Source organism: Clostridium sp. DFI.5.61 (assembly GCF_024462915.1).
Classification (GTDB): domain Bacteria; phylum Bacillota; class Clostridia; order Oscillospirales; family Oscillospiraceae; genus Lawsonibacter; species Lawsonibacter asaccharolyticus.
The window spans coordinates 115,279-134,414 of the sequence record NZ_JANGBZ010000001.1 but is presented as its reverse complement, the minus strand read 5'-3'; the positions used below and the strand labels follow the sequence as shown (position 1 = coordinate 134,414).

General features: G+C 54.6%; 24 protein-coding genes. All 24 read right to left on the bottom strand.

Annotation, left to right across the window (positions count from 1 at the left end; translation table 11 throughout):
- Positions 1 to 82 precede the first annotated feature (82 nt).
- Positions 83 to 1,288, bottom strand: a complete 1,206-nt coding sequence (locus tag NE584_RS00810) for a LysM peptidoglycan-binding domain-containing protein (protein ID WP_256181511.1) — start codon at positions 1,286 to 1,288, stop codon at positions 83 to 85.
- A gap of 7 nt (positions 1,289 to 1,295) precedes the next feature.
- Positions 1,296 to 1,490, bottom strand: a complete 195-nt coding sequence (locus tag NE584_RS00805; protein ID WP_256181356.1) for a phage tail tip lysozyme — start codon at positions 1,488 to 1,490, stop codon at positions 1,296 to 1,298.
- Positions 1,491 to 1,502: 12 nt separating this feature from the next.
- Positions 1,503 to 1,958, bottom strand: a complete 456-nt coding sequence (locus NE584_RS00800) for a hypothetical protein (RefSeq protein ID WP_256181355.1) — start codon at positions 1,956 to 1,958, stop codon at positions 1,503 to 1,505.
- 1 nt (position 1,959) lies between these two features.
- Positions 1,960 to 2,523, bottom strand: coding sequence for a hypothetical protein (locus NE584_RS00795; RefSeq protein ID WP_256181354.1), 564 nt, complete (start codon positions 2,521 to 2,523; stop codon positions 1,960 to 1,962).
- Positions 2,524 to 2,884: 361 nt separating this feature from the next.
- Complete coding sequence (locus NE584_RS00790; protein ID WP_256181353.1) at positions 2,885 to 3,016, bottom strand: XkdX family protein; 132 nt, start codon at positions 3,014 to 3,016, stop codon at positions 2,885 to 2,887.
- A gap of 20 nt (positions 3,017 to 3,036) precedes the next feature.
- Complete coding sequence (locus NE584_RS00785; protein ID WP_256181352.1) at positions 3,037 to 3,822, bottom strand: hypothetical protein; 786 nt, start codon at positions 3,820 to 3,822, stop codon at positions 3,037 to 3,039.
- A 105-nt stretch (positions 3,823 to 3,927) separates the two neighbouring features.
- On the bottom strand, positions 3,928 to 4,344 hold the full coding sequence (locus NE584_RS00780) for a hypothetical protein (protein WP_256181351.1): 417 nt from the start codon (positions 4,342 to 4,344) through the stop codon (positions 3,928 to 3,930).
- Positions 4,345 to 4,365: 21 nt separating this feature from the next.
- A complete protein-coding gene (locus NE584_RS00775) occupies positions 4,366 to 5,121 on the bottom strand; it encodes a hypothetical protein (protein WP_256181350.1) in 756 nt (251 codons plus the stop codon).
- A 98-nt stretch (positions 5,122 to 5,219) separates the two neighbouring features.
- Entirely contained in the window at positions 5,220 to 5,774 is a 555-nt protein-coding gene (locus NE584_RS00770) for a hypothetical protein (RefSeq protein ID WP_256181349.1), read from the bottom strand.
- Positions 5,775 to 5,854: 80 nt separating this feature from the next.
- Complete coding sequence (locus tag NE584_RS00765; protein WP_256181348.1) at positions 5,855 to 6,379, bottom strand: hypothetical protein; 525 nt, start codon at positions 6,377 to 6,379, stop codon at positions 5,855 to 5,857.
- On the bottom strand, positions 6,379 to 6,795 hold the full coding sequence (locus tag NE584_RS00760) for a hypothetical protein (protein ID WP_256181347.1): 417 nt from the start codon (positions 6,793 to 6,795) through the stop codon (positions 6,379 to 6,381). The genes NE584_RS00765 and NE584_RS00760 overlap by 1 nt, the downstream gene beginning before the upstream one ends.
- A 70-nt stretch (positions 6,796 to 6,865) precedes the next feature.
- Entirely contained in the window at positions 6,866 to 7,573 is a 708-nt protein-coding gene (locus tag NE584_RS00755) for a hypothetical protein (RefSeq protein ID WP_256181346.1), read from the bottom strand.
- A gap of 38 nt (positions 7,574 to 7,611) precedes the next feature.
- Complete coding sequence (locus tag NE584_RS00750; RefSeq protein WP_256181345.1) at positions 7,612 to 7,923, bottom strand: hypothetical protein; 312 nt, start codon at positions 7,921 to 7,923, stop codon at positions 7,612 to 7,614.
- A 16-nt stretch (positions 7,924 to 7,939) separates the two neighbouring features.
- Entirely contained in the window at positions 7,940 to 9,382 is a 1,443-nt protein-coding gene (locus tag NE584_RS00745) for a hypothetical protein (protein ID WP_256181344.1), read from the bottom strand.
- A gap of 33 nt (positions 9,383 to 9,415) precedes the next feature.
- Positions 9,416 to 10,447 (bottom strand): phage tail protein, encoded by a 1,032-nt coding sequence (locus NE584_RS00740; protein ID WP_256181343.1) that lies wholly within the window; start codon positions 10,445 to 10,447, stop codon positions 9,416 to 9,418.
- Positions 10,448 to 10,482: 35 nt separating this feature from the next.
- Positions 10,483 to 11,325, bottom strand: a complete 843-nt coding sequence (locus NE584_RS00735; RefSeq protein WP_256181342.1) for a DUF2612 domain-containing protein — start codon at positions 11,323 to 11,325, stop codon at positions 10,483 to 10,485.
- Positions 11,318 to 12,769, bottom strand: coding sequence for a hypothetical protein (locus NE584_RS00730; RefSeq protein ID WP_256181340.1), 1,452 nt, complete (start codon positions 12,767 to 12,769; stop codon positions 11,318 to 11,320). Before NE584_RS00730 ends, NE584_RS00735 begins: the two co-directional genes overlap by 8 nt.
- Positions 12,762 to 13,115, bottom strand: a complete 354-nt coding sequence (locus NE584_RS00725; protein WP_256181339.1) for a hypothetical protein — start codon at positions 13,113 to 13,115, stop codon at positions 12,762 to 12,764. The genes NE584_RS00730 and NE584_RS00725 overlap by 8 nt, the downstream gene beginning before the upstream one ends.
- Before the next feature lie 133 nt (positions 13,116 to 13,248).
- On the bottom strand, positions 13,249 to 13,587 hold the full coding sequence (locus NE584_RS00720; protein WP_256181338.1) for a PAAR domain-containing protein: 339 nt from the start codon (positions 13,585 to 13,587) through the stop codon (positions 13,249 to 13,251).
- A gap of 15 nt (positions 13,588 to 13,602) precedes the next feature.
- Positions 13,603 to 14,154 (bottom strand): Gp138 family membrane-puncturing spike protein, encoded by a 552-nt coding sequence (locus tag NE584_RS00715; protein WP_256181337.1) that lies wholly within the window; start codon positions 14,152 to 14,154, stop codon positions 13,603 to 13,605.
- Positions 14,154 to 15,023, bottom strand: a complete 870-nt coding sequence (locus NE584_RS00710; RefSeq protein ID WP_256181335.1) for a hypothetical protein — start codon at positions 15,021 to 15,023, stop codon at positions 14,154 to 14,156. Before NE584_RS00710 ends, NE584_RS00715 begins: the two co-directional genes overlap by 1 nt.
- A 554-nt stretch (positions 15,024 to 15,577) precedes the next feature.
- Entirely contained in the window at positions 15,578 to 15,898 is a 321-nt protein-coding gene (locus tag NE584_RS00705) for a hypothetical protein (protein ID WP_256181333.1), read from the bottom strand.
- 130 nt (positions 15,899 to 16,028) lie between these two features.
- On the bottom strand, positions 16,029 to 16,649 hold the full coding sequence (locus NE584_RS00700; protein WP_256181332.1) for a phage baseplate protein: 621 nt from the start codon (positions 16,647 to 16,649) through the stop codon (positions 16,029 to 16,031).
- 13 nt (positions 16,650 to 16,662) lie between these two features.
- On the bottom strand, positions 16,663 to 19,131 hold the full coding sequence (locus NE584_RS00695; RefSeq protein ID WP_256181331.1) for a tape measure protein: 2,469 nt from the start codon (positions 19,129 to 19,131) through the stop codon (positions 16,663 to 16,665).
- Positions 19,132 to 19,136: the final 5 nt, after the last annotated feature.

The following is a 19,136-nucleotide window of genomic DNA, read 5'->3' as shown; positions in this document are numbered from 1 at the left end:
GCAAACGATCCAGTAAACGACAAAGGCCAGCCCCGCCACAGCGGATGCCAGCCCCAAAACTCCTATTGCGATCCCTTCCATATCAGCTCGGAATCTTCAGCTTCTGGCCGACCACAATGGTCGAAGAGGTCAGGCTGTTCAGCTTCGAGATCTCCTGCCACCGGGCGCCGCTGCCGAGCTTCTTCTGGGCAATCCCCCAGAGCGTGTCACCGGCAACTACGGTGTAGACCTCTTCTCCACCGGATGCGGCGATGTCAGCGGCATCGACCCACCCATATACTGTGGAGCCACCGCCCGCCTCCTTGATGAGATGGTACGGGTGATTTGCGCCCTTTGCAATGCTGGTGACCTTTGCCGTGCCCGGCTTGCACTTGACACCGGTGGCGGCGTTGCTGTTGGTGTAGTGGGTGTCGCCGGTGAACTCCACGATATCGCCCACCTTTAGGTCCCCGACGGCCGTAGTGGCGCCAGTGGTGGGTTTCGTGGTGGTGCTGCTCCCGGCAGACGGGGTGCTGATGCTCTCTCCGGTGTAGGTCACATAGGGCAGCTTGCCGTGCTTGGTCCAGGTCCGGGTATTGTAGCCAGACTTGGCGCCGATATTCCCCACGGCGGTCACCTGCACCTGGTTCTTCCAGGCCGGAGTACACTCAACGGCGAGGCCATTGCCGATGTAGACGCCGATGTGGCCCTTCACCCACAGGGCTTCGCCTACCTCCATGTTGGCCCAGCCCGTGGTGGACACATCCTTGCACTTGGTAATCATCGTGTCGGCCCCGAGGTCCGGGACGCCGTTGCTCGCATAGCTGGTGCCGCCGTAGGTCTTGGACTTATCGCCGCACCACCCCCACAGCAGGCCCTTGATAAGACACACGCAGTCAAAACCGAAAGTATCGGCGCTGGCGGCGTTAATCATCTTCGTCCGAGCGGCCTGCTTGTTGTAGCTGTGGTTCTGGGTGTACCGCTTCTTATTGGCTGCCGTCAGGGGGGCGCCAAAACAGCCCATAACATACAGAGTCTTATAGTTCTGGGCCACGTCCAGGCATCGCTCTGCGAGCTGGGCAGCGGTCGTAATCTTGGTTGCCACTGTCGATTCCTCCTTCTCGGCGGTTTTCGCCGCATATTTTTCGTAGTAAGTCTGTCCGTACCCGGCCCGCTTGTCCTGCACTGCTGCACTCTGGTTGGCCGACCGCTCAAACTGGAGCAGGACGGCGTTGGATGCGGCCTTCACGGTCGTTGCAGATCTCAGCGTGGTCAGAACGGCCTTGTAGCTGGTAGACAGCTCTTTCATTAGCAAGTCAAGCTGGACTTCCAGGTCGCCGACTGATTGGGGTAGCCAAGCTTTTTTCGTAGCTGTTTTGGAGGTTTATAGGGTTCAGGCCGCTCTCAGCCTTCAGGTTGCCCATGCGCCCTGCCTCTCCGCAGTCGGATAGTCCAGCAGCCTTGGGGTAGTTCCAAATCTTCTCTGCGTTTGCCTTGCCAATGAGGCCCATAAAACTCCCCCTTTATGGGTCGTTCCGCTCAGAAGTTTCCGCAAGGTTCGCAGCTTCCTCCATCCTTTTTTCATCCTCAATCTGCCACCTACGATCTGTCTGCCGCTCTTTTGTGGTCTTGATCCACCCCATTACGCCGCACTCACCGCCGCACACGCCGAACACCATCGTAATCAGCGTATCGGGAACGGCTTGGTACATTTCAAAGAGCTGGATCATCTTCTGCGTAAACAGCAGCAGAGTTATTCCCATGATGACCAGAATGAGGTCCATCTTCCCAATGTGAGGCTTGCCATTTCCGGCAGTCTTCCTCGCCTCGGAGGCTTCGGATTTGCGGTTTCTTGCATTTGTCTTTCTTCGTTCGTCCCTCTTTCTGTGGATTACTTCCGCAAGCGACAGCAACGCATAGAGGCTTACTGCTCCTCCGAGGAAAGCCCCGATAGAAGCCAGAATGATGCTGTTTCCCATTTCAGCTCTCCTTTATCGGGTACTGCCCGTGAATCATAACAGGGGGCCCGAGCCGGTCAAGGTCGTCCATCTCAATGATGGTCAGCGCCTCCATCTCGGGGATAATTTTCGTGTGAACATATCCGTCGCCGTTGTAGCCTTCATAGTCGCGGATGATCTCCCAGAAAGCATCAGCTTCCATGCGGTTCCACACCTGTCTAGGGTTCCTTTCTTTATCGGTGTAGTACCGGTGGCTTTGGATAATCATGTCTCGGAGCTTATTTCTTTCGCTCCGGCGACGCTCCTCCTCGATTTCCTCAAGCCTCCCTCCGAGCTCAGCGATTTTATCGTTCAGCTCTTTCTGTATCTTCAAACTCTGTTTGCGGTAATTGGGGTAGTTGCTTACCACTTCCAAAGCTTCTTTCAGTTGCTGGTCCTTGGCTTTATTTGCCTCATACCGCTTTACCAGATAGTCTTTGACTCTCTTGTAAACGAACAGCAAAAAGACCGCCGCAAGCACCAGTTCAATCACGTTCAGCACAGTAATGTTGCCGAACAATTTCTCAAACTCATTCAGTCCCGTCAAAACAACACTTCCAATCTGCCTGCGGCCTTTGCCAAGGCAAGAATTTGGTTCCCACTTCCTGCGGGGCTAATACCATGAAATTGGCGGGGGCTGCATCAGCCAGCCCCCGCCTTTTCCAGGCCTCTTGTTAAACTGCTTATTGTGGGTATCTCTTTCCTTCGCCTTATCAAAAGTCGATAACACAATCAAGGCCATGACTTCAGAAGAGAAACAAAAATACGTGTCTCTACTCACTCAGGATTGACCGTCTCTTGCCCGTCCCCTGTACCACGTGCAGGGGACTTCTTATGCCCCAACCGTTCTCCCGGCTTTTTACTTCGGTTCTGGGGCATCCGCCCTGCCTTTGATTTTCATAAGGAACTCAGTTTCCCGTGTGTTTATCGCCGGTGATTTCTTCATACTGCTCGGCAGTAATCCACCCCTTCTTGACCGCGTTGGAGACGATAACCGAGTCACCGGATTTGGAGTACAATCTTTTGATGGTTTCAAACATAGTGGATTCCTCCTTAAATTTTATTGCTTGACGTACCAGTAGCCGTCGGTATGCTTTCCGTTTGTCGGATATGCGTTGGGATTCTCACTGGTCACTTGGTCAACATAGTCCCCCCGGTCAAACTTCACATTTACCAAGAGCTTATACAGGCTATCAGTGGCGGCATCTGTTGTGCCTAATCTGAATCGAGAAAATGTGTGGTGAGTATATCCAGAGGAAAGACCATTCTTCGGATTACTTGGATCTCGGAAACAAATAGACGCACCATACAAACTACTTCCACTGTAGTACACATATTGTGGGTCCATTACATACTCCCAATATCCACTATCACTATCAGTGTGGCTTATATAGCTGAACCCACTTTGCGGTCCGAGATAAAAATATCGGGCATATCCAACATTAACGCTATCCTCATTATCATTTATGAGGGTATCAATGTGTTCGTTTACTGTCCGAAAATTAAATCCACCGGTGCCGCTAGAATTTATGGACTTAACCTTTCCGTCATCTGTGACAACTAGGTTTACCCCACTACCAGCTGTTGCAAGATACCAGCTACCTGATGCATTTAGGCTGTATGTTCCGACATAGGTATATGTGTGAAGTATGTTCCTCGTGATCGTGCTGGCATTGACGATGGTATATCGGCTCCAAGTGGTGATTCCTGGAAAGAACTGCCTCGCCACACCGCTGACTCCGACATATCCGCTCTTTACCTTGCGCGCGATGCCGCTCACACCGACATACTCACCGCTGTCCTTGCGTGCGATCCCGCCAACGCCAATATATTGTGCCTTAGCCATGCGGGGTCACCCCCGTATAGAAAATGTTAGAATTTAGGAGGAGACCCCCCCGCTTTAACGCGTTAAAGTGCATAAGTATCCCCCTTAAAGTTGTGTTTGACCCGATCACTGCATTAGCGCATCCATGACCAGCACGTCCACCGTGTCGGTCAGGCTCGCCAGCTGGCTCTCGGTATAAGTGCGCTGGCTCATGGAGACGGTGATCCTGTCCTCATAGACGGCCTCCGCCTCCTCGGTCGCAGGCGTGACCTCGACGGCCTCCTTTTTCAGGCCGGCCCGGATCGTATAGCCCTTGTGGAGGTAGCTCTGTTCCGTGGTAGTTCCGTCTAGGACCTCTACGGCTTCCAGGACTGTGATGCTCTCGCAATTCTCCGCCGAGAAAGCGGCGTCCAGCGCCTCCATACCCTCAGTGGCGGGGAAGATAAAGTTCAACGTGTCCCGGTTTGCTCCCTGTACATAGCGGGTCTCGCCTGTTGCAAGGATGGGAGAAAGGACCGTGCCGTTGGAAAGTTTAATGTTCATGTGTTTTCCTCCTCACAAAATTTATTGTTTGACATACCAATATCCATCAGTGTGGATGCCGTTTTCGGGATAAGCGTTTTCGTTCTCAGATGTGACATCGGAAACATATTGATTGATACTGCCCACCGGCTTTAACCGCCTGATATCAACAGCTGTAGGGCCAAGTATTGCGCAGGACGTAAACATTCCATTCTCTGAGTAGCTGGTTGTTTCCCCTGGCCTCATATGCAGTGTTCCTTGCATCAGCTCTTCACAAGTCAAATCAACTCGATTTCTATAAGTTCCAGTATCAGTGTCTATTGTGCGCGTAACTTTCGTATCAATTACCCCTGGAACAAAAACACAATATGTTGTTGACGTGTAATTATATCCATAGCGGGTGTTTGCATAACGACTATTGCGGTTTGATGACATTGCTGATGCGCTTACGCACATGCAAACTGTATCATCACAATATCCAGTCTCGTTGTAACCTCTCCACCTACCATAACTGGCTTCACTTCCATACCATACGTTTGGCCTGTTCATTGATAGGTAAAAATCCCATTTATCTGATTCAACGAGTGGAATGGTCTTATACGTTTCTACAGTTGAAGTGTTTTCGTATCGAACCGTATATTTCTTCCAAGTGAATTTCCCCAGAAAGAATTGCCTCGCCACACCGCTGACTCCAATATATCCGCTCTTTACCTTGCGCGCGATGCCGCTCACACCGACATACTCACCGCTGTCCTTGCGTGCGATCCCGCCAACGCCAATATATTGTGCCTTAGCCATGCGGAGTCACCTCCGCATGGGGGTCAGTTCTTAGGGAGTACCCCCCCCCCACTTTAATGCGCTAAAGTACATGAATATCCCCCTTAAAATCGTAAAATTTATAGCTTAACATACCAGTATCCATCAGTGTGGATGCCATTGTCCGGATAGGCGTTCTCATTTTCGGAGGTGACTCTGCCGAGATATGAGCCTTGAGTTTGCGGTCCACTACCTTTGACCACCTTATAAAGAACACCATAATTCTCTCCAGCCACATGAACTGCATAATCAGAAGTCGAACCGCTGTCCATAAATGTCGGGGTAAAACTCTCGTTATCGCTGTCGTAGACGTAGCTGGAGGCCATGAAGGTATAACCAACTGCCGAACCGGGGTCTTTGTTTTTGTAGTTGGCTGGCAAAGTTATTGTGCCGGTTTTTGCAAATCTTCCGGTTGAAATGGCTGCGTCTGTCCTCTGCGTTGTACACCAAGTATGGCTGCTTGCATAGTTGGGTGGACATTGCGAATCCCCATTGCATCCCCTTTCAATTACTTTTTCACAAGTGTATTTCACCTCGGTTTTTACACTGTATTTATTCCAAGTAAATACATCTGGAAAAAACTTTCTAGCGATTTCATTCACACCCACATATCCATCGCTGATCTTCCGTGCCACCCCGGAAACTCCCACATGTGGCGGATTAACCTTCCTCGCAATACCCGATACTCCAATAAAATGCGGCATGTCAGCTCACCTCACTCATACACCAGATAGATACATCCGGTGGTCAGGCTGGTGCTCCCCGAAGTCATGTCGGATGTCCCTGCATAGATCTGGCGTACCCCTTTTGTGGTGACCGCCGGGGTGAGGGTGGTCTGCCCTGTTCCGCCCCGGGCCGCAGAGAGGGTCCCGCTGGTTATGTTGGAGGCGGTATGGTTGTGGGAGGCCGCAGCAAACAACGCCCTGATTTTGCTCCACAGCACCCGTTTTGAAATATTTTTGTCTTCGCTGTCTGTGATTAGCACAGCATCATTATTATTTGGAGCGTTCTTCTGATCTGTGTTGACAAAAGCTTCGGAAACATTTATATCGGGGAGCTGTTCTTCGGACAGCTTTCCGCTCTCATTCAAATCTGCCTTTTTCTTGAACACGGTATCGAGTGCGTCCTGAACATTGGTGGCGTCAGTCTCAGATTTCTTGTTGTCGTAGCTGATGTTGACTGCGGCACCGGCCATCTCAGGGCCAGGGCCACCGCCAATATTAACCGATCCAAAAGCCATTATCTGTTCTCCTTTCCGGCTTCAAGCCAGTATTCTGCTGAAATAGGGGTTGTCGGAGCACTTTTTGCCCTGATGCGGATAGCACCTGTCACAGTTTCACAGGTCGGACACAGATTACAGGCAATAGCTACGGACATACTCTCGGGAGCAATCATAACCGATGCTCGGTCCTTGTCTGTCACACTCTTGTCCACTATGTCGTAGTAGGACGGATAGGCAGTCATGCCTTCATCATCCTGCCAACCAGTGGCCGGGATAGTCACCGAAACAGAGCCAGGTTTGTCTGCCTTGACTGTTTCAAACTCCTCCAGGGCTTCCGTTACCGTCTGGGCCAACTGCCCAATAAGGCCGTTGGTGAAGTTCTTTGCTGCCTCCGCACAGGCTTTCAGATGCTCCGCAAGTGTTACTTTACCCATGCGTAATTACCTCCGTGAGAATGAGCGAGGGCGGGGATGCTCCCCCGCCCTCCTGTATTCCGATTCCAGATCAGCCCTCGTCATCAGTGCCAGCAGCGAATACCTCGTTGAGCATTTCGGTCACCTCTTCATTGCCCGCAATCTGAACAACGGTAACCTCAGAGCCGTTGACCTTGATAGCGCCGGGGGTGCTACTCGCTTCAACCTTAGTAGCTCCCTCCGCCACGCTATCCAGTTTGGTCTTGTCGGCGGCAGACATGGCACCGGCGGTGCTGGTGCTGGCAAGGTTCAACTTAAAGCCGGCGGCGGTAACCTCCAGGCCGTTAGCGTTGGCAGTGTCCACCTTGGCGGAAATCACGCTCTGAGGGCTGACCTCAATGCCGTTGCCGCCAGTATAGACATCCACCAGTTCATTGACAGGCAGATAGATGTGGGTTGCGGTGTCATCGGCGTTTTTGGAGTTCACCACAAAGTCGATATAGAGATCGCCAACCTCAGCTCCATCATAGGGCTGATCTGCCTCCTCCACCTCCAGAATGTCGGCGCTATTGACCAGGAAGTCCTTGGGAATGTTGATCTTCTCGCCAACAGGGCTTCCGCCCTTGGTGAGCTGGTAGGTGGCGAGATAGCCGCTCTCCGCCGTTCCCTGCTTAGTAATGCTATACTCCGGGACCTTGATAGCGGCCAGCTCATCCTTGGTGGCGTAGTCACTCTTGATCCTCTCGGACAGACTTTTCAGTGCGCCGAGCTTTACCAGCTTGTTCACATCGTAAGACATATTCTTTTCCTCCTGATTATTCAAAAAATATTTGGCGTTTAGGCTTCGGTGCCAAACACCTCATCGAACATTTCACCGACCTCTTCATCAGTGGCAACAGAAACAGCGGCGGCACCCAAGGGCTCCAGCTCACCAGCTTCATTCTTGATCTGATAGGCAGTGGAAGTTCCCGCCTCGACGACGGAGATGTGCTGCCCCACATAGGCCAGAGGGCTCGTCTTAGCATAGGTCTTCGCCTCATCCAGAGAGTAAAACACAGAACTCTTATCCAGAGGGAAGGCATCCTGCCGTGACATACTCAGGGGGAACTCCATGAAGGCAAAAGACTTGTCAGAACCATTGATAGCCATATTTCATTCCCTCCTCTCAGCCCAGAGTGACCTTTAGGGTGGCGGCGTTCTCATACGGCACAGCCGGCTCAAACACCCAAACCTTGTAATCCTGGGCAGTATAACCATTGGCGCCCTCGACAGCCACGGTGGACTGGACGAAGGTGCTGGTCACATCGGCGTTCATGGCGGTCTCGTTGATAACCTTGGTTACGCCGGTCTTATCGGCCAGGCAGGCGATAGCCACACGCTGCGCCCCTGCGGGTACATTGATCGTGATGGTGCCGGCGGCATAAGCCTTATTGCTCTTGGTCAGGCCCCGGATGTAGGCGCTGTCGAGCCCAGGCTTCTCCTCGGTGGCACCATAGAAGTAGTTGCGGTACGGGGTGTAGGCGCCGGTGGTCTTCTCCTTCGTACCAGCAGCAATCTTCACAGCGGGTTCGGACTCGCCGCCCAGGTTGTCCTTGGCGGTCACGCCGGCTCCGTGAGTAGCAGTCACCTTGTACTTCAGGCTGGAAACGACATTCTCTCCGCCCTTGTCACCGATGACAAAGCCTGCTCCGCTATTGTCATCGGAACCGGCGTCCAGAGAGGCGGCGTCCACGCTGGCAATCTGCTCCGTGCCCTGGTCGGTGATCCGCTCAACCTTCCAGTTGGAGGCAGCAACACCGGTCTCCGGGCCGTACTGGTAGGAGCCGGGGGTCAGAGTGCCGGCGGTGTAGCTGGCGCTCTCCAGCTCAGTGCCCGCCTCCACCGCCTTTGCCCCGGACAGGTTGAAGCCGCTGATGCTGGGCTGCGCCGTGATGGTGGGCTGAAGCCGCTTGCTGAAGATGTCGGTCAGAATGTCGGCAACAGACATACCCTTCGTGGCAAACTCCGCAGTACCGTTCTGGTCCTTGGTCTTGTTGCCAACCTGCGTGTAGTTGCCGGCCATGGTGATGTTGTCCCGCATGATGACCTTATCAGCGTCAACATTACCGGTGATAGCGACCCACTGCTCGCCATCGTACCAGTAAGAGGACATCTCATAGGTCACCCCACCAACAAGGGTAGTGACGATGAACACATCGCCTTCCTTTGGAGTGGGGGCCTCCTCTTCGTCGAAGAAGGCAGAAATCACATCGGAGTCGGCAGTGGTAAGGTCGGTCTTGGTTCCGGCATACATGGTGCCGGCGCCCAGGTCTTCGAGAGCCTGGGCCAGCTCCTCCTCGGTGATATATCCATCGAGGGCAACGGTCGTGTCGTCAATCAGCTCTACAACACCATCCACCAAGGCGTAGATGTCATAGTGCTGTGTCTCAGCGTTCTTGACCAGATACAGGACATTCTCCTCCGCCGCAGCCGCTTCCGGTACGGCATCTGCCTTCTGGAACCGGGCGTGGCCTGCCTTGGAGATGGCAGACAGGTACTCCGCCTTAATGCGGGTCGCCGTGTCCTTCAGGGCCTGGAGGTTTGCAAGTTTCGTAGAATCGTAGGCCATACTTTTTCCTCCTGATGATTTGTTATTGCTCTGTTAGGGTTCCGGTGGGAACACCTCATCGAGCATTTCCCCGGTCTCCGCAGTCGATGCCATGTCCTCTTTGGAAACAGAGGCACCGGTTGCAGAAATCGTACCGTCGGCTGTCACGCTGATGTTATCGCCAATCTTCACGCCGCCGAGCCGGGTCTTGGTCGCTACTGGTAGCACATAGGCCCCACCCCCTCCGCTGCTCCCGCCGGAGCCACTGGATAGCAATGCAACCGTTGCGGCCATATCTGCGGCGGGTTCCTTCTTTGCCCAAAACCGCAGAACGCCGGCGAGAGACTGAGCCGTTGGACAGAATCCCGCCTCATTTGCGGTATGCAGAGCGCTTTTATGCAGGACAACGTCAGGGAAATGTTCGTCGGTTGCCTCAGCCACAGCTACTTCCATACGGTAGCGGTAGCTGTCCTCCCCTGCTTCGCCCGATTCATCAAGATCCGGGTCCAAGGTCCAGCCCGTGGCCGGAATCGTGATGTCTTTGATGATGGTGGTGCCTACACTTCCGATGATCTCCGTGATGGACTCGTTCACCATGGCCTGGACAAGCTGTTCAGCCTCTTCCGCCGTAATGAAGGCCCCGGGATTGTAGGTAACCTGAATGTCGGCATCCACCTCCAGTGCAATCGTCACCGGATAGCGCCGAATGTCGATGCGGTTATCCTGGTAGGCATTGACCGGCTGCGGGCTGTCCCCCAGAGTAGCGTAGTAGAGCAGGACTTCCTCGCTGTTGGCAGTCTTTGCGTAGATGCCAAACTCCCGGAGCCAGAAGCCGGTCTTCAGACCGCCGTTCATGTCGTTTCGGTACTCCACCACCAAGGACAGGACGCCATTCTCAACGGTAGGCACCGTCGAGGAGGCTTCGGCGACCAGGTTCACTAGGTCTTCCATGTCGATGGGTTCCACGCCTTCAGGCATTTCCCCGGAGCCGACAACGATGCGGGTGAACTCAATCGTTTCCCCAGCAATCAGGCTGGTGATGAGGTCACGGCCTTTTACTGTGATCGTTCCGCCGTAGTAACTCATTTGCGTAGTTCCTCCTTCTTATCGTTTTGGGGACATTACTCCTGGATTGAAATGCCGTTAATGGGCGTCTCCATGATGCTGTGGACTGTGCTGCCGGAATCGAGCTTGGCGGCATAAGAAATCCCCCGCTCAAGGAGCGGGAGATCATCCTGGCTCACACTCTGGAAGCCCGTTCCGAGCCTAATCTTGTGGTGCAGCTTATAATCACGCTCAATTCCAGGAAGCGTGTCCTCCGTAATGGTTTGGATGCCGGAACCGACCCGCACCCTGGCCCCGTAGTCAATCTGCCTCTCCAACACAGGCAGCGTAGTCACCGTCACAGCGTATCCGAGTCCGCTTCTAATACGAAGCCATGCGGTCTCCATCTCCACGGTTGTCCGGGCAATCAGCCGCAGGGTGATGCCTGCGGCCCGGATAAGCGGGGTCTTGAACAGCGGTGTGGTATCCACGTTTCCCGGGAGGTCCCCAGTATCGAAGATCATGGTGGCCGGCTCATCTGGGTCCTCGGTGTAGTACAGAGGCCGGTCCCAGAACATTCGGAATGCCTTGATGATGTCGGGATAGGTGCAGTCGCAGGTGTTCTTCAGAATCTTGTAGATGAGGTACTGCCGGTAGGTATCATCGTCAATGACTTCAAAAGGGATTGGCTTCCCGGCAAGCTGCCCTGCTTCTTTTCGGGTCATCACAGCAATGTCACCCACGCCGTCAAGCTGCTTGCCCACGGCGGTATAGACATCCCGTTCATTTCGGAGTTGTTCGTAGAAGTCATAGACCGCCTGAAGCTGGATGCCGATGACTTCCACCAAGCCCTCGATGTTCTCTTTGCCCCGGAACTGTTCGACCAAGTCGGCCTTCAGGGCGGATACAAAGTCAGCCATCAATATCCACCTCGATCATATCTTCCGAAGTGTAGGCTCTCTGGCGGGCCGTAATCACGGCGCTTCGGACAGGATAATCCGTAGGCTCTGCCCCGGCGTCTGCCGTTGTGAAGAGCTTGATGTCGATGTAACTGATGCCGGAGCAGGCTTTGTAGAGTTCAGACATGAACTGCTGGGGGACCACATCCGCCCCAGCCTCCAGGGCAGTCATATTCTCCAGAACGACCTCCCGCAGCAGATCCACATAGTTCGGCGGGATGGCCTCGGTCTTACTGAGCGTGATGCCCAGGTGGAACCAGGTGTAGATGGTCGTCGGCCGAGAGAACCGGATCGTGATGTCCTCGTCGTAGGCCCCGGCCAGAACTACGGAGGTATCTCCGTAGGTGTTGATACCGCCAGCCTTTTTCTGGAGGATTTGCTGGGCAATTTCTGTGGAATCGCCCCCATCCACTACAATCTCGATGCTGTGCGGCGGCCGCCCGTACTCATCCCACTCATGGGTAGGGTTCTCATACGGGGCCACACTGGTCACGCCCTGCACGTTGTTCAGGATAGCGGACCGGATGCTCTCCAGCATCATGGAGGACCGGTTGAAAATCTTATCGGCGTAGGACTGCCGGAACTCCGTATCGGTCTCCTCATTCCGGCCGGCGATGTAGGTACATATATTCACCACGCTCAGGAGGCCAGCGTCCGCTTTCACGATGTTCGTGATGACGCCCTCCGGGAGCAGAATGTCGCCGGTGTCCACGGTGCCGAACGTGATGATGGTCGTGACGGCATCCGTGGTCAGATTCTCCGACAGCACCAGAACATTGGTCGAGGTGATGTCCTTAGCCTCAATCCGCAGTAGCTCATTCTCTTCATCCACGGTAGCTGTGAAGTCCTCGTCCTTGATGGCCGCCGCCAGCCCTTTCAGGATCGCCACAGTGCCAGGGTCCGTCGGGGCATAAGAATACACCGCCCCATTGATGGCGACGGTGTAAACATCCCCGGTGCCCAGGGAAGATATTTTGATGTCCGCCTTATTGAAGGCGCTCCGAGTAATCTCCCGGGTATCGGTGATGGTGAGCTGCGTGGTGGGGTTCATGGTCGATGAAATCATGGTCCCAGCGGCCAGCTTCGTCCCATCTCGCCCGGTGCAATGGATGGGGTAATAGGACTTCGCCGCTGCTTCTCTGGTAGAACCGCCGTACTGTGCTGCGTTATCGAGGCTCCGGCCCTCAGCGGAGGATGGATACTGCGAGTGGTACACATCCTCCCCCAGCTCCCAAAGCTGGGCAATCTGGTCGGACACATCGGTCAGCAGGTGATTGATGAAGGACTCCGGGTTCTGCCGGGTATTCACGCCCCACCGCTTCGACAGAGCCGTGTGCATCTCATCCAGGATCACGTCCAACCTCTTGATGTTCGGCCCGTTAGGGGTCAGCCCATATTCACTCATACAGCGTCACCTCCTCCCTGTATGTAGCTTCTCCAACCGAGCAGGTAAATACGAAGGTGGCCGCCCGCTTTGCCCGGTCATAGTTGACCGAAGTGACCTCGGCGGCGGTCACCTCTTCCACCTGCATGATTTCATCCCGGATGAGCGATCTGATCTTTACGGTGTTCGGGTTCTTCACGAACACCTCTTCAAACCAAGGGAAGCCAAGTTCAGGCCCGAGCCTCCATTCATCGTAGATCCAGCGCAGCCGAATCAGGACCGCTTGCCTCACGCTCTCCGTCAGGGAAATATCTCCGATGGCCGACACATCTATGTCGCCATCTCGATTGAGCTTGATGTCTACCAAATTGATACCTCCCTCCGAAAACTTGCCGTGAAATCAACTGAACGGCCGCAGGAAACGACCTTCCATCCTTTTGGTGTAGTTTTATCGCCACCAGGGAATCCCCTGAGAAACGCTGTAAAAGGCCCTGGCGGCCTTATCCGCCTATGTTCACATCGCCGCTGCCGGCGCTGATCTGGCCGGACCCGCTGTGCGGAGCCAGAGCGTCGCCCCGGCGGGCCGCCGGCTTCCCGTTGATGAAAACGCTGCCGCTTCCCACTGCCACACTTCCCCGGGAGCTGCCGCAGCAGCCATCACGCTCGGTAGTCGTGCTCCCTGCAACAGCGGCCGGTATTCCGTTTATGAATACATCGCCTGAGCACCCACCGCTGATCTCCCCAGAAAAGGTCTCCGGGGGGTGCGGAGGGACATGGCCGGAGTGCTCTCCAGCCGTTGTGCCGGTTACGGCGTCTCCAAGCCTTGCCGCCTGGGCCATACTGCCGCCCTCCCATCAGTTCAGATTGACCACGCCGCCCTGCGTGGTGAAGTTCCCACTCACGGTTACATTGCCGTTGAGCGTTATCGTTCCAGCGTCTACCTGGACGGAGCCGCCCTTGACAGTGACCTTCGTGCCCTTCACATTTACCACCACGGCGTTCCCGTTGCAGGCTTCCGCCATGACGGGGTTGGCCTTTGCGAATAGACCCGGGATGCAGATAGAGTTGGTTAGATCGAAGTCGAGGTCGGTATCGGTCTCCTGGCCGTAGAGCCAGTAGTCTATGCTCTGCTCGGCCACGATGATGAGGCAGCCATCCCCGGCCTTCACCGGGTAGGCGATGGTGGCCTGCTGCCCCATAGACTGCGGGAACACAACGGGGACTCCGGTGACCTGGGGAAAATCAACTGTGGTGCCGTCCGGTTTCTTGAACTTCATGGTGGGCAGCACCGTGGCGAGGCCAGTCCCAGGGTCAAACGATACTATGGAGCCGGGAATCGCCGTGTGGACGCCCTTCAGGGTATCCTTGACGGTATCAGTGACCTCCTGGACAAATTCCTGCATCATTACCCGCTCACCTCCAGCAGTCTTGCCTTACAAATCCAGTCTCCAGATACATTGTCGCCAGAGATCTCCAGCGAGTAGACCCGGAAGTAGCCGGTTACCGTTTCCGATTCCAGCTTCACATAGTCGTCGATGTTGATTGCGCCGTTCAGGAAATACTCAACGTCCCATCCGAGGGTGTTCTTCCCGGTGGCCTCATCCTGGGTGATTACCACCCGGGCCGGTATGCCCAGCAGGCCGGTATCCGGCGAAAGTACATAGACCTCCCGGGACATCACATCTCCGGGCTTCTTGACCTGCATGACACCGTTCTGGATGCTCCAGGACAGATTACAGCACTTGCAGCCCTTCGTCATAATATCCCGAGCCAGGCCCACGAAACTGAAGCCGTTGGAGATGTCCACGAACTCGGCGTTATAGGAGTAAGACACTGCCACCCCCATCTGGGCAGCCACATCGTCGAAGATGATCTTCCAGTTCACCGTGCCGTTGTAGGAGACCGACACATAGGTATCCCGGATCTCGACCAGGTTGTCAATGACCTCGATCTCCGTCTTTCGGTCGGCACTGTCAATGGTGGTACTGACATAGCTGACGATGCCGTCGAAGATCAGCGCCAGCTTGCTCCCGTACCCAGCCTTCAGAGATACCACGCAGTCCTTTTCATTCAGGACCGCAAGCTGGGGCGGATTCAGGTTCCACAGGGTCACTCGCCCCGTGTTCTGGGTCTCCAAATCGCTCTTCTGGAGGAAGAAATTTATATGGGGGGCTACGGGCTGCGCCTTCGAGGTCTCCCCCACCTCGAAGCCGATCCCCCCTGCCGGCCCTGCCGCCAGACGGTATTGCCTATCGAAATTGTCATACCCGGCCACAGGGCCTCACCTCCATGTGCTCAATATGGTCATCCGGCAGAGCCGGAGCTGCTTTCAAAATCAGAGGTCAAAACAGGCGGTCAAACTCGCTTTGACCAAATGTTTTTACGATAGTAAAAACATAATAATATATATAAGGGTTACGGTAACGGTTACGGTTACGGTGTACCACTGGATTTTCCGCGGACTGTCCCAAGGATTGTCCGCAGGACCGTCCGCGGGACAAGCCAAAATTACAGAAATTATGTAATCAAAAACTCGGATTGCAATTCACGATTTTCTGAAATCCTTATTTCCGAATGGTGGGTTGAAATCGGTGCAATGGTGGTGCAAAACGGCGTTTTGAACCTGTTGTCCGAGGATTTTCCAACAGAAATTTTTTGGACTTTCCACGGACTGTCCCAGGGACTGTCACGGGGACAATCCACAGACGCATCAAAAATGATGGTGAAAAGGCAGATGGGCGAGGACTATCCTTTGGACTGTCCGCATTTTCAGCAGAGGACTATCCGCAGGAATGTCCACGGATTTTCCGCAGACATTCCGTAGGACAATCACTCGCCAAAATCGACCGGGCAGAAGATGAACTGGGCATTTCCATTCTTGAAGTCGTTCCTCCCAATCCGGTCCAGCTTGCTCATTGCTCCGAACACCCCGGCGGGTATCCGGGTCAAGCCGAGGAAAACATTCAGGGGGAACTGCGGCACAATCTTCACGCCCAGGACTATCGGCACATTCTGGGAATCGTACAGGCTGAACTTCCAGTAGTCCTTGCTGTCGTTGTAGGTAAATCGAATCAGGTAGGCGGTCCCGGACAGCACCACCCGGGATACGCTGTCGTTCATATCCGGGACCTCGATGATGGTATAGTCCATAAGCGCACTCCCTTCGTGTTGCCCCGCTCGCCTCATGCAGCCGCAGCGGAGCATAGAAGGCCCGCGCCGCCTACATGAGCACCCCACGCTTAGAGCGCAGGGCTTCGGCGGCCGCAGGCCCATTTGGAAATCAGATTAAGCCGATGGAGCTTGCAGCGTTATACAGGATGCTTGAATTGCTATTCCCGTTGGAGCTGCTGCTTCCTCCCGCCCCGGAACTTCCGCCGCTGGAGCCAGATCCAGACCCGGAGCCACCACCGGAGCTACCAGTGGATGTACTGGCCGTCCCGGCGGATGCTGCCGTCTTTCCGCTCTTGCCATAGCTGTCGGGGATAGTGGTGGTCTTGGCCGTAGTGACCCGGATTTTCTTGAAGGAAATCGGGATCTGGCGGGCGTAGCCGGTTTCCAGACTCTTGCTGATGGTCAAACTCTCGATTGCCATGCTGGTGTAGGTGGCATCCGAGGTGACGATGGTGACCGGCTCCTTGGCGAAGTACAACTCCTCAAGCTGTTTGACCACACTCTCCACTCGGGTCGGGCTGGCGCCGTGGCGGCGATACCAGGTGACCGGAGTGTTGGTGACGAACAGGGTCATACTGAGCTGTTCAGGGCTGAGGATGATGGAATCACTCACCGAGAAGCCGGATTCAACGGAATACTCCGGGACTGTGGCCTCCAGAGTACGGCTCTCGTCGATAAGGGCATCGAATTCAAGCCCGTTGATGGATACGGGCTGCGTAGCTTTTCCCATTCATCCGCCCTCCTTACCGTGCGTATGCCAGACCCCGGGCCAGCTCAGAGGTAACATCCCGGGCAGACCGATCCATAGTCCCGGCCGCCTTCTGCTGGATGGCCTGGTCACCGTTGAAGGTGTTGTTGATGTTGGAATTCAGGACAACGCTCTTGCTGATCTGGCTGGTGCCGGCGGCCGTGGCAGCCGTTCCCCCGCTGACCATGTTGGCGCTCGCCATGACGGACATCTCTCCGGTGATACCTTCCAGGGCCTTACGGACCTTCTCCTTGCCGGCTGTGATGCCCTTACTCATCAGGTCAATCATGTCCGGCATATAGGTGTGGAAGTTGCTCAGAGGGCCTTCATCCGGTTCAGAGAAGCCGAGGAAGGACTTGATCTTATCGGCTACACCGGCCACAGCATCGCCCACTGCGCCGATAGCTCCCTTGATACCGTCTACAATGCCGTTGATGATGTCAGCACCCCACTGAAGGGCCTGAGCGGGCAGCGATTTGATCCAGTCGATGGCTGCCGTGAAGCCGTTGACGATGGCATCCTTGATGTTGGTTACCGTCGTCGTAATCCCGGTCAGGATATTGGTGAACGCCGTAGTGACGGTGTTCCAAATATTCTGGGCAACGCCAGAGATGAAGCCCCAGATCGTCGAAAAGATACTGGAGATTATGTTCCATACAGCCGTCAAGATCGTGCTTACGATATTGATGATGCCCCCGAAGATGTCGGAGACAAGCTGCTTCACATTCTCCCAGAGTGCGCCCCAATCGCCAGCAAATAGCGCAGAGAATACAGCGAATAGGTCTGCAATTACATCGAAGGCAGCGCCAAATACTGCTTTGATGACTTCCCAGACGCCCGTGAGCGCCGTGATGATGGTGTTCCCCCAGGTATCCCAAAATTTCTTCAGGTTATTGAACACAATCCGGGCAATCGTGCTGATGATGTTCCAGATGATCGTCAGCACGTTTTTGATGCCATTCCAGACGTTGACCAGAGCCTGGGTAATTTGTTCGCCGTGTTTCTGCCAGAAACTTTGCAGGCCGCCGAAAATGGTGGTCGCAACGGTCTTAATCACATTCCAGACGCCCGAAAGGATGCTCTGGATTGTATTCCATGCTGTGACGAGAGCATTTTTTATCTGCTCCCCGTGCTGCTGCCAAAACTCCTGCAAATCGCCGAAGACCGCAAGTGCAACAGTTTTGATGACATTCCAGACCGCCGTGAGGACGTTCTTGATGATGTTCCAGGCGGTCAGAAGTCCGGCCTTGATCTGGTCCCCGTGTTCCTTGAAGAAGTCACGGATACCGCCCCATATAGCGGAGCAGGCTTTTTTGATAGTGTCCCAGGCCGCCAACAGGAACGATTTGATTGCGTTCCAGGCGTTGATGATGGTCTGCCTTACGGCCTCCACATCGACGCCGGCCTTTTCCAGCAGGGAGCCGATGAGCGAGTCATTGCCCTGCATGAAGTTGATGAAATCCTCTACCAGCAGAGCAAGGAGCAGTGCAACCGCAATGATTGCCAGGGTCTTGACGTTGATGCTGGTGAGCAGCTTCGATATGGACGACAGGCCGGATGTGATTTTACTGAAGTTGAAAACCGTAAATGCTATACCGGCCGTCATTGCAATCAATCGGAACAGTTTATCAACGCCGCCCAGCTTATCGGCCAGCCAGGTCACTCCATTGCGTAGTCGGTTCAGGACGCCTATAACCTTGTTGAAGGCCGACACCATGAAACGGCCTATACCGTCCGTGATGCCGAGCGTTTCATTGGTTTGGGCCAGCCATAGCCCCCACTTACTTCGGATCACCGTTAGAGCGTCGGTGATCGTATATTTCACATTTCCGAACTCTGCCTCAATTTCCGTGGCGCTGTCAATGAATGCCGCTTTCAGGTCGGATACCTTCATGGCGCCGCTGGATGCCATTTCTTCGAGCTGGTCCGATGTGGTGCCCAGCCGTTTATTCAGCAGGGCCACGGCCTCCGGTGCCCGCTCCAGAAGCTGGCTGATGGTTTCGCTGTCAACATAGCCTTTCTGGAAGGATTTGTTGATGGCCTCCATCAACGAGGCAATATCCTCGTTCGTTTTACCGGCGCTCTTAAACAGCATCGTGGCGGCGTTGTTGAACTTCACCGCCTCATCCACATTGCTGAACAGCTCGGAGTTGCCCTTGACCAGCATTGCGACCACATTGGCCGTATCCGAGTATGAGGTCCGGGTAGCCTCCGCAGCGTCCAAAATCTGCTGCTGGATCTCCCTCTGATCTCCCAGAGCCGAGGTAGCATTGCGAATCTGGTTATTGACACGGGTGAACTCTTCAACAAGTTCATTTGCGGAGGTGAGGCTGAGGCCGATGCCGATGGCTCCCAAGAGCCTGGAGGCGGTGTTTTTGATACCAGCGATGGTGTTGTTTACCTTATCGACATCCTGCTCATTGACCCTGAATCCGATTCTGTTGATAAATTCGGAGATCGTCAACCGCC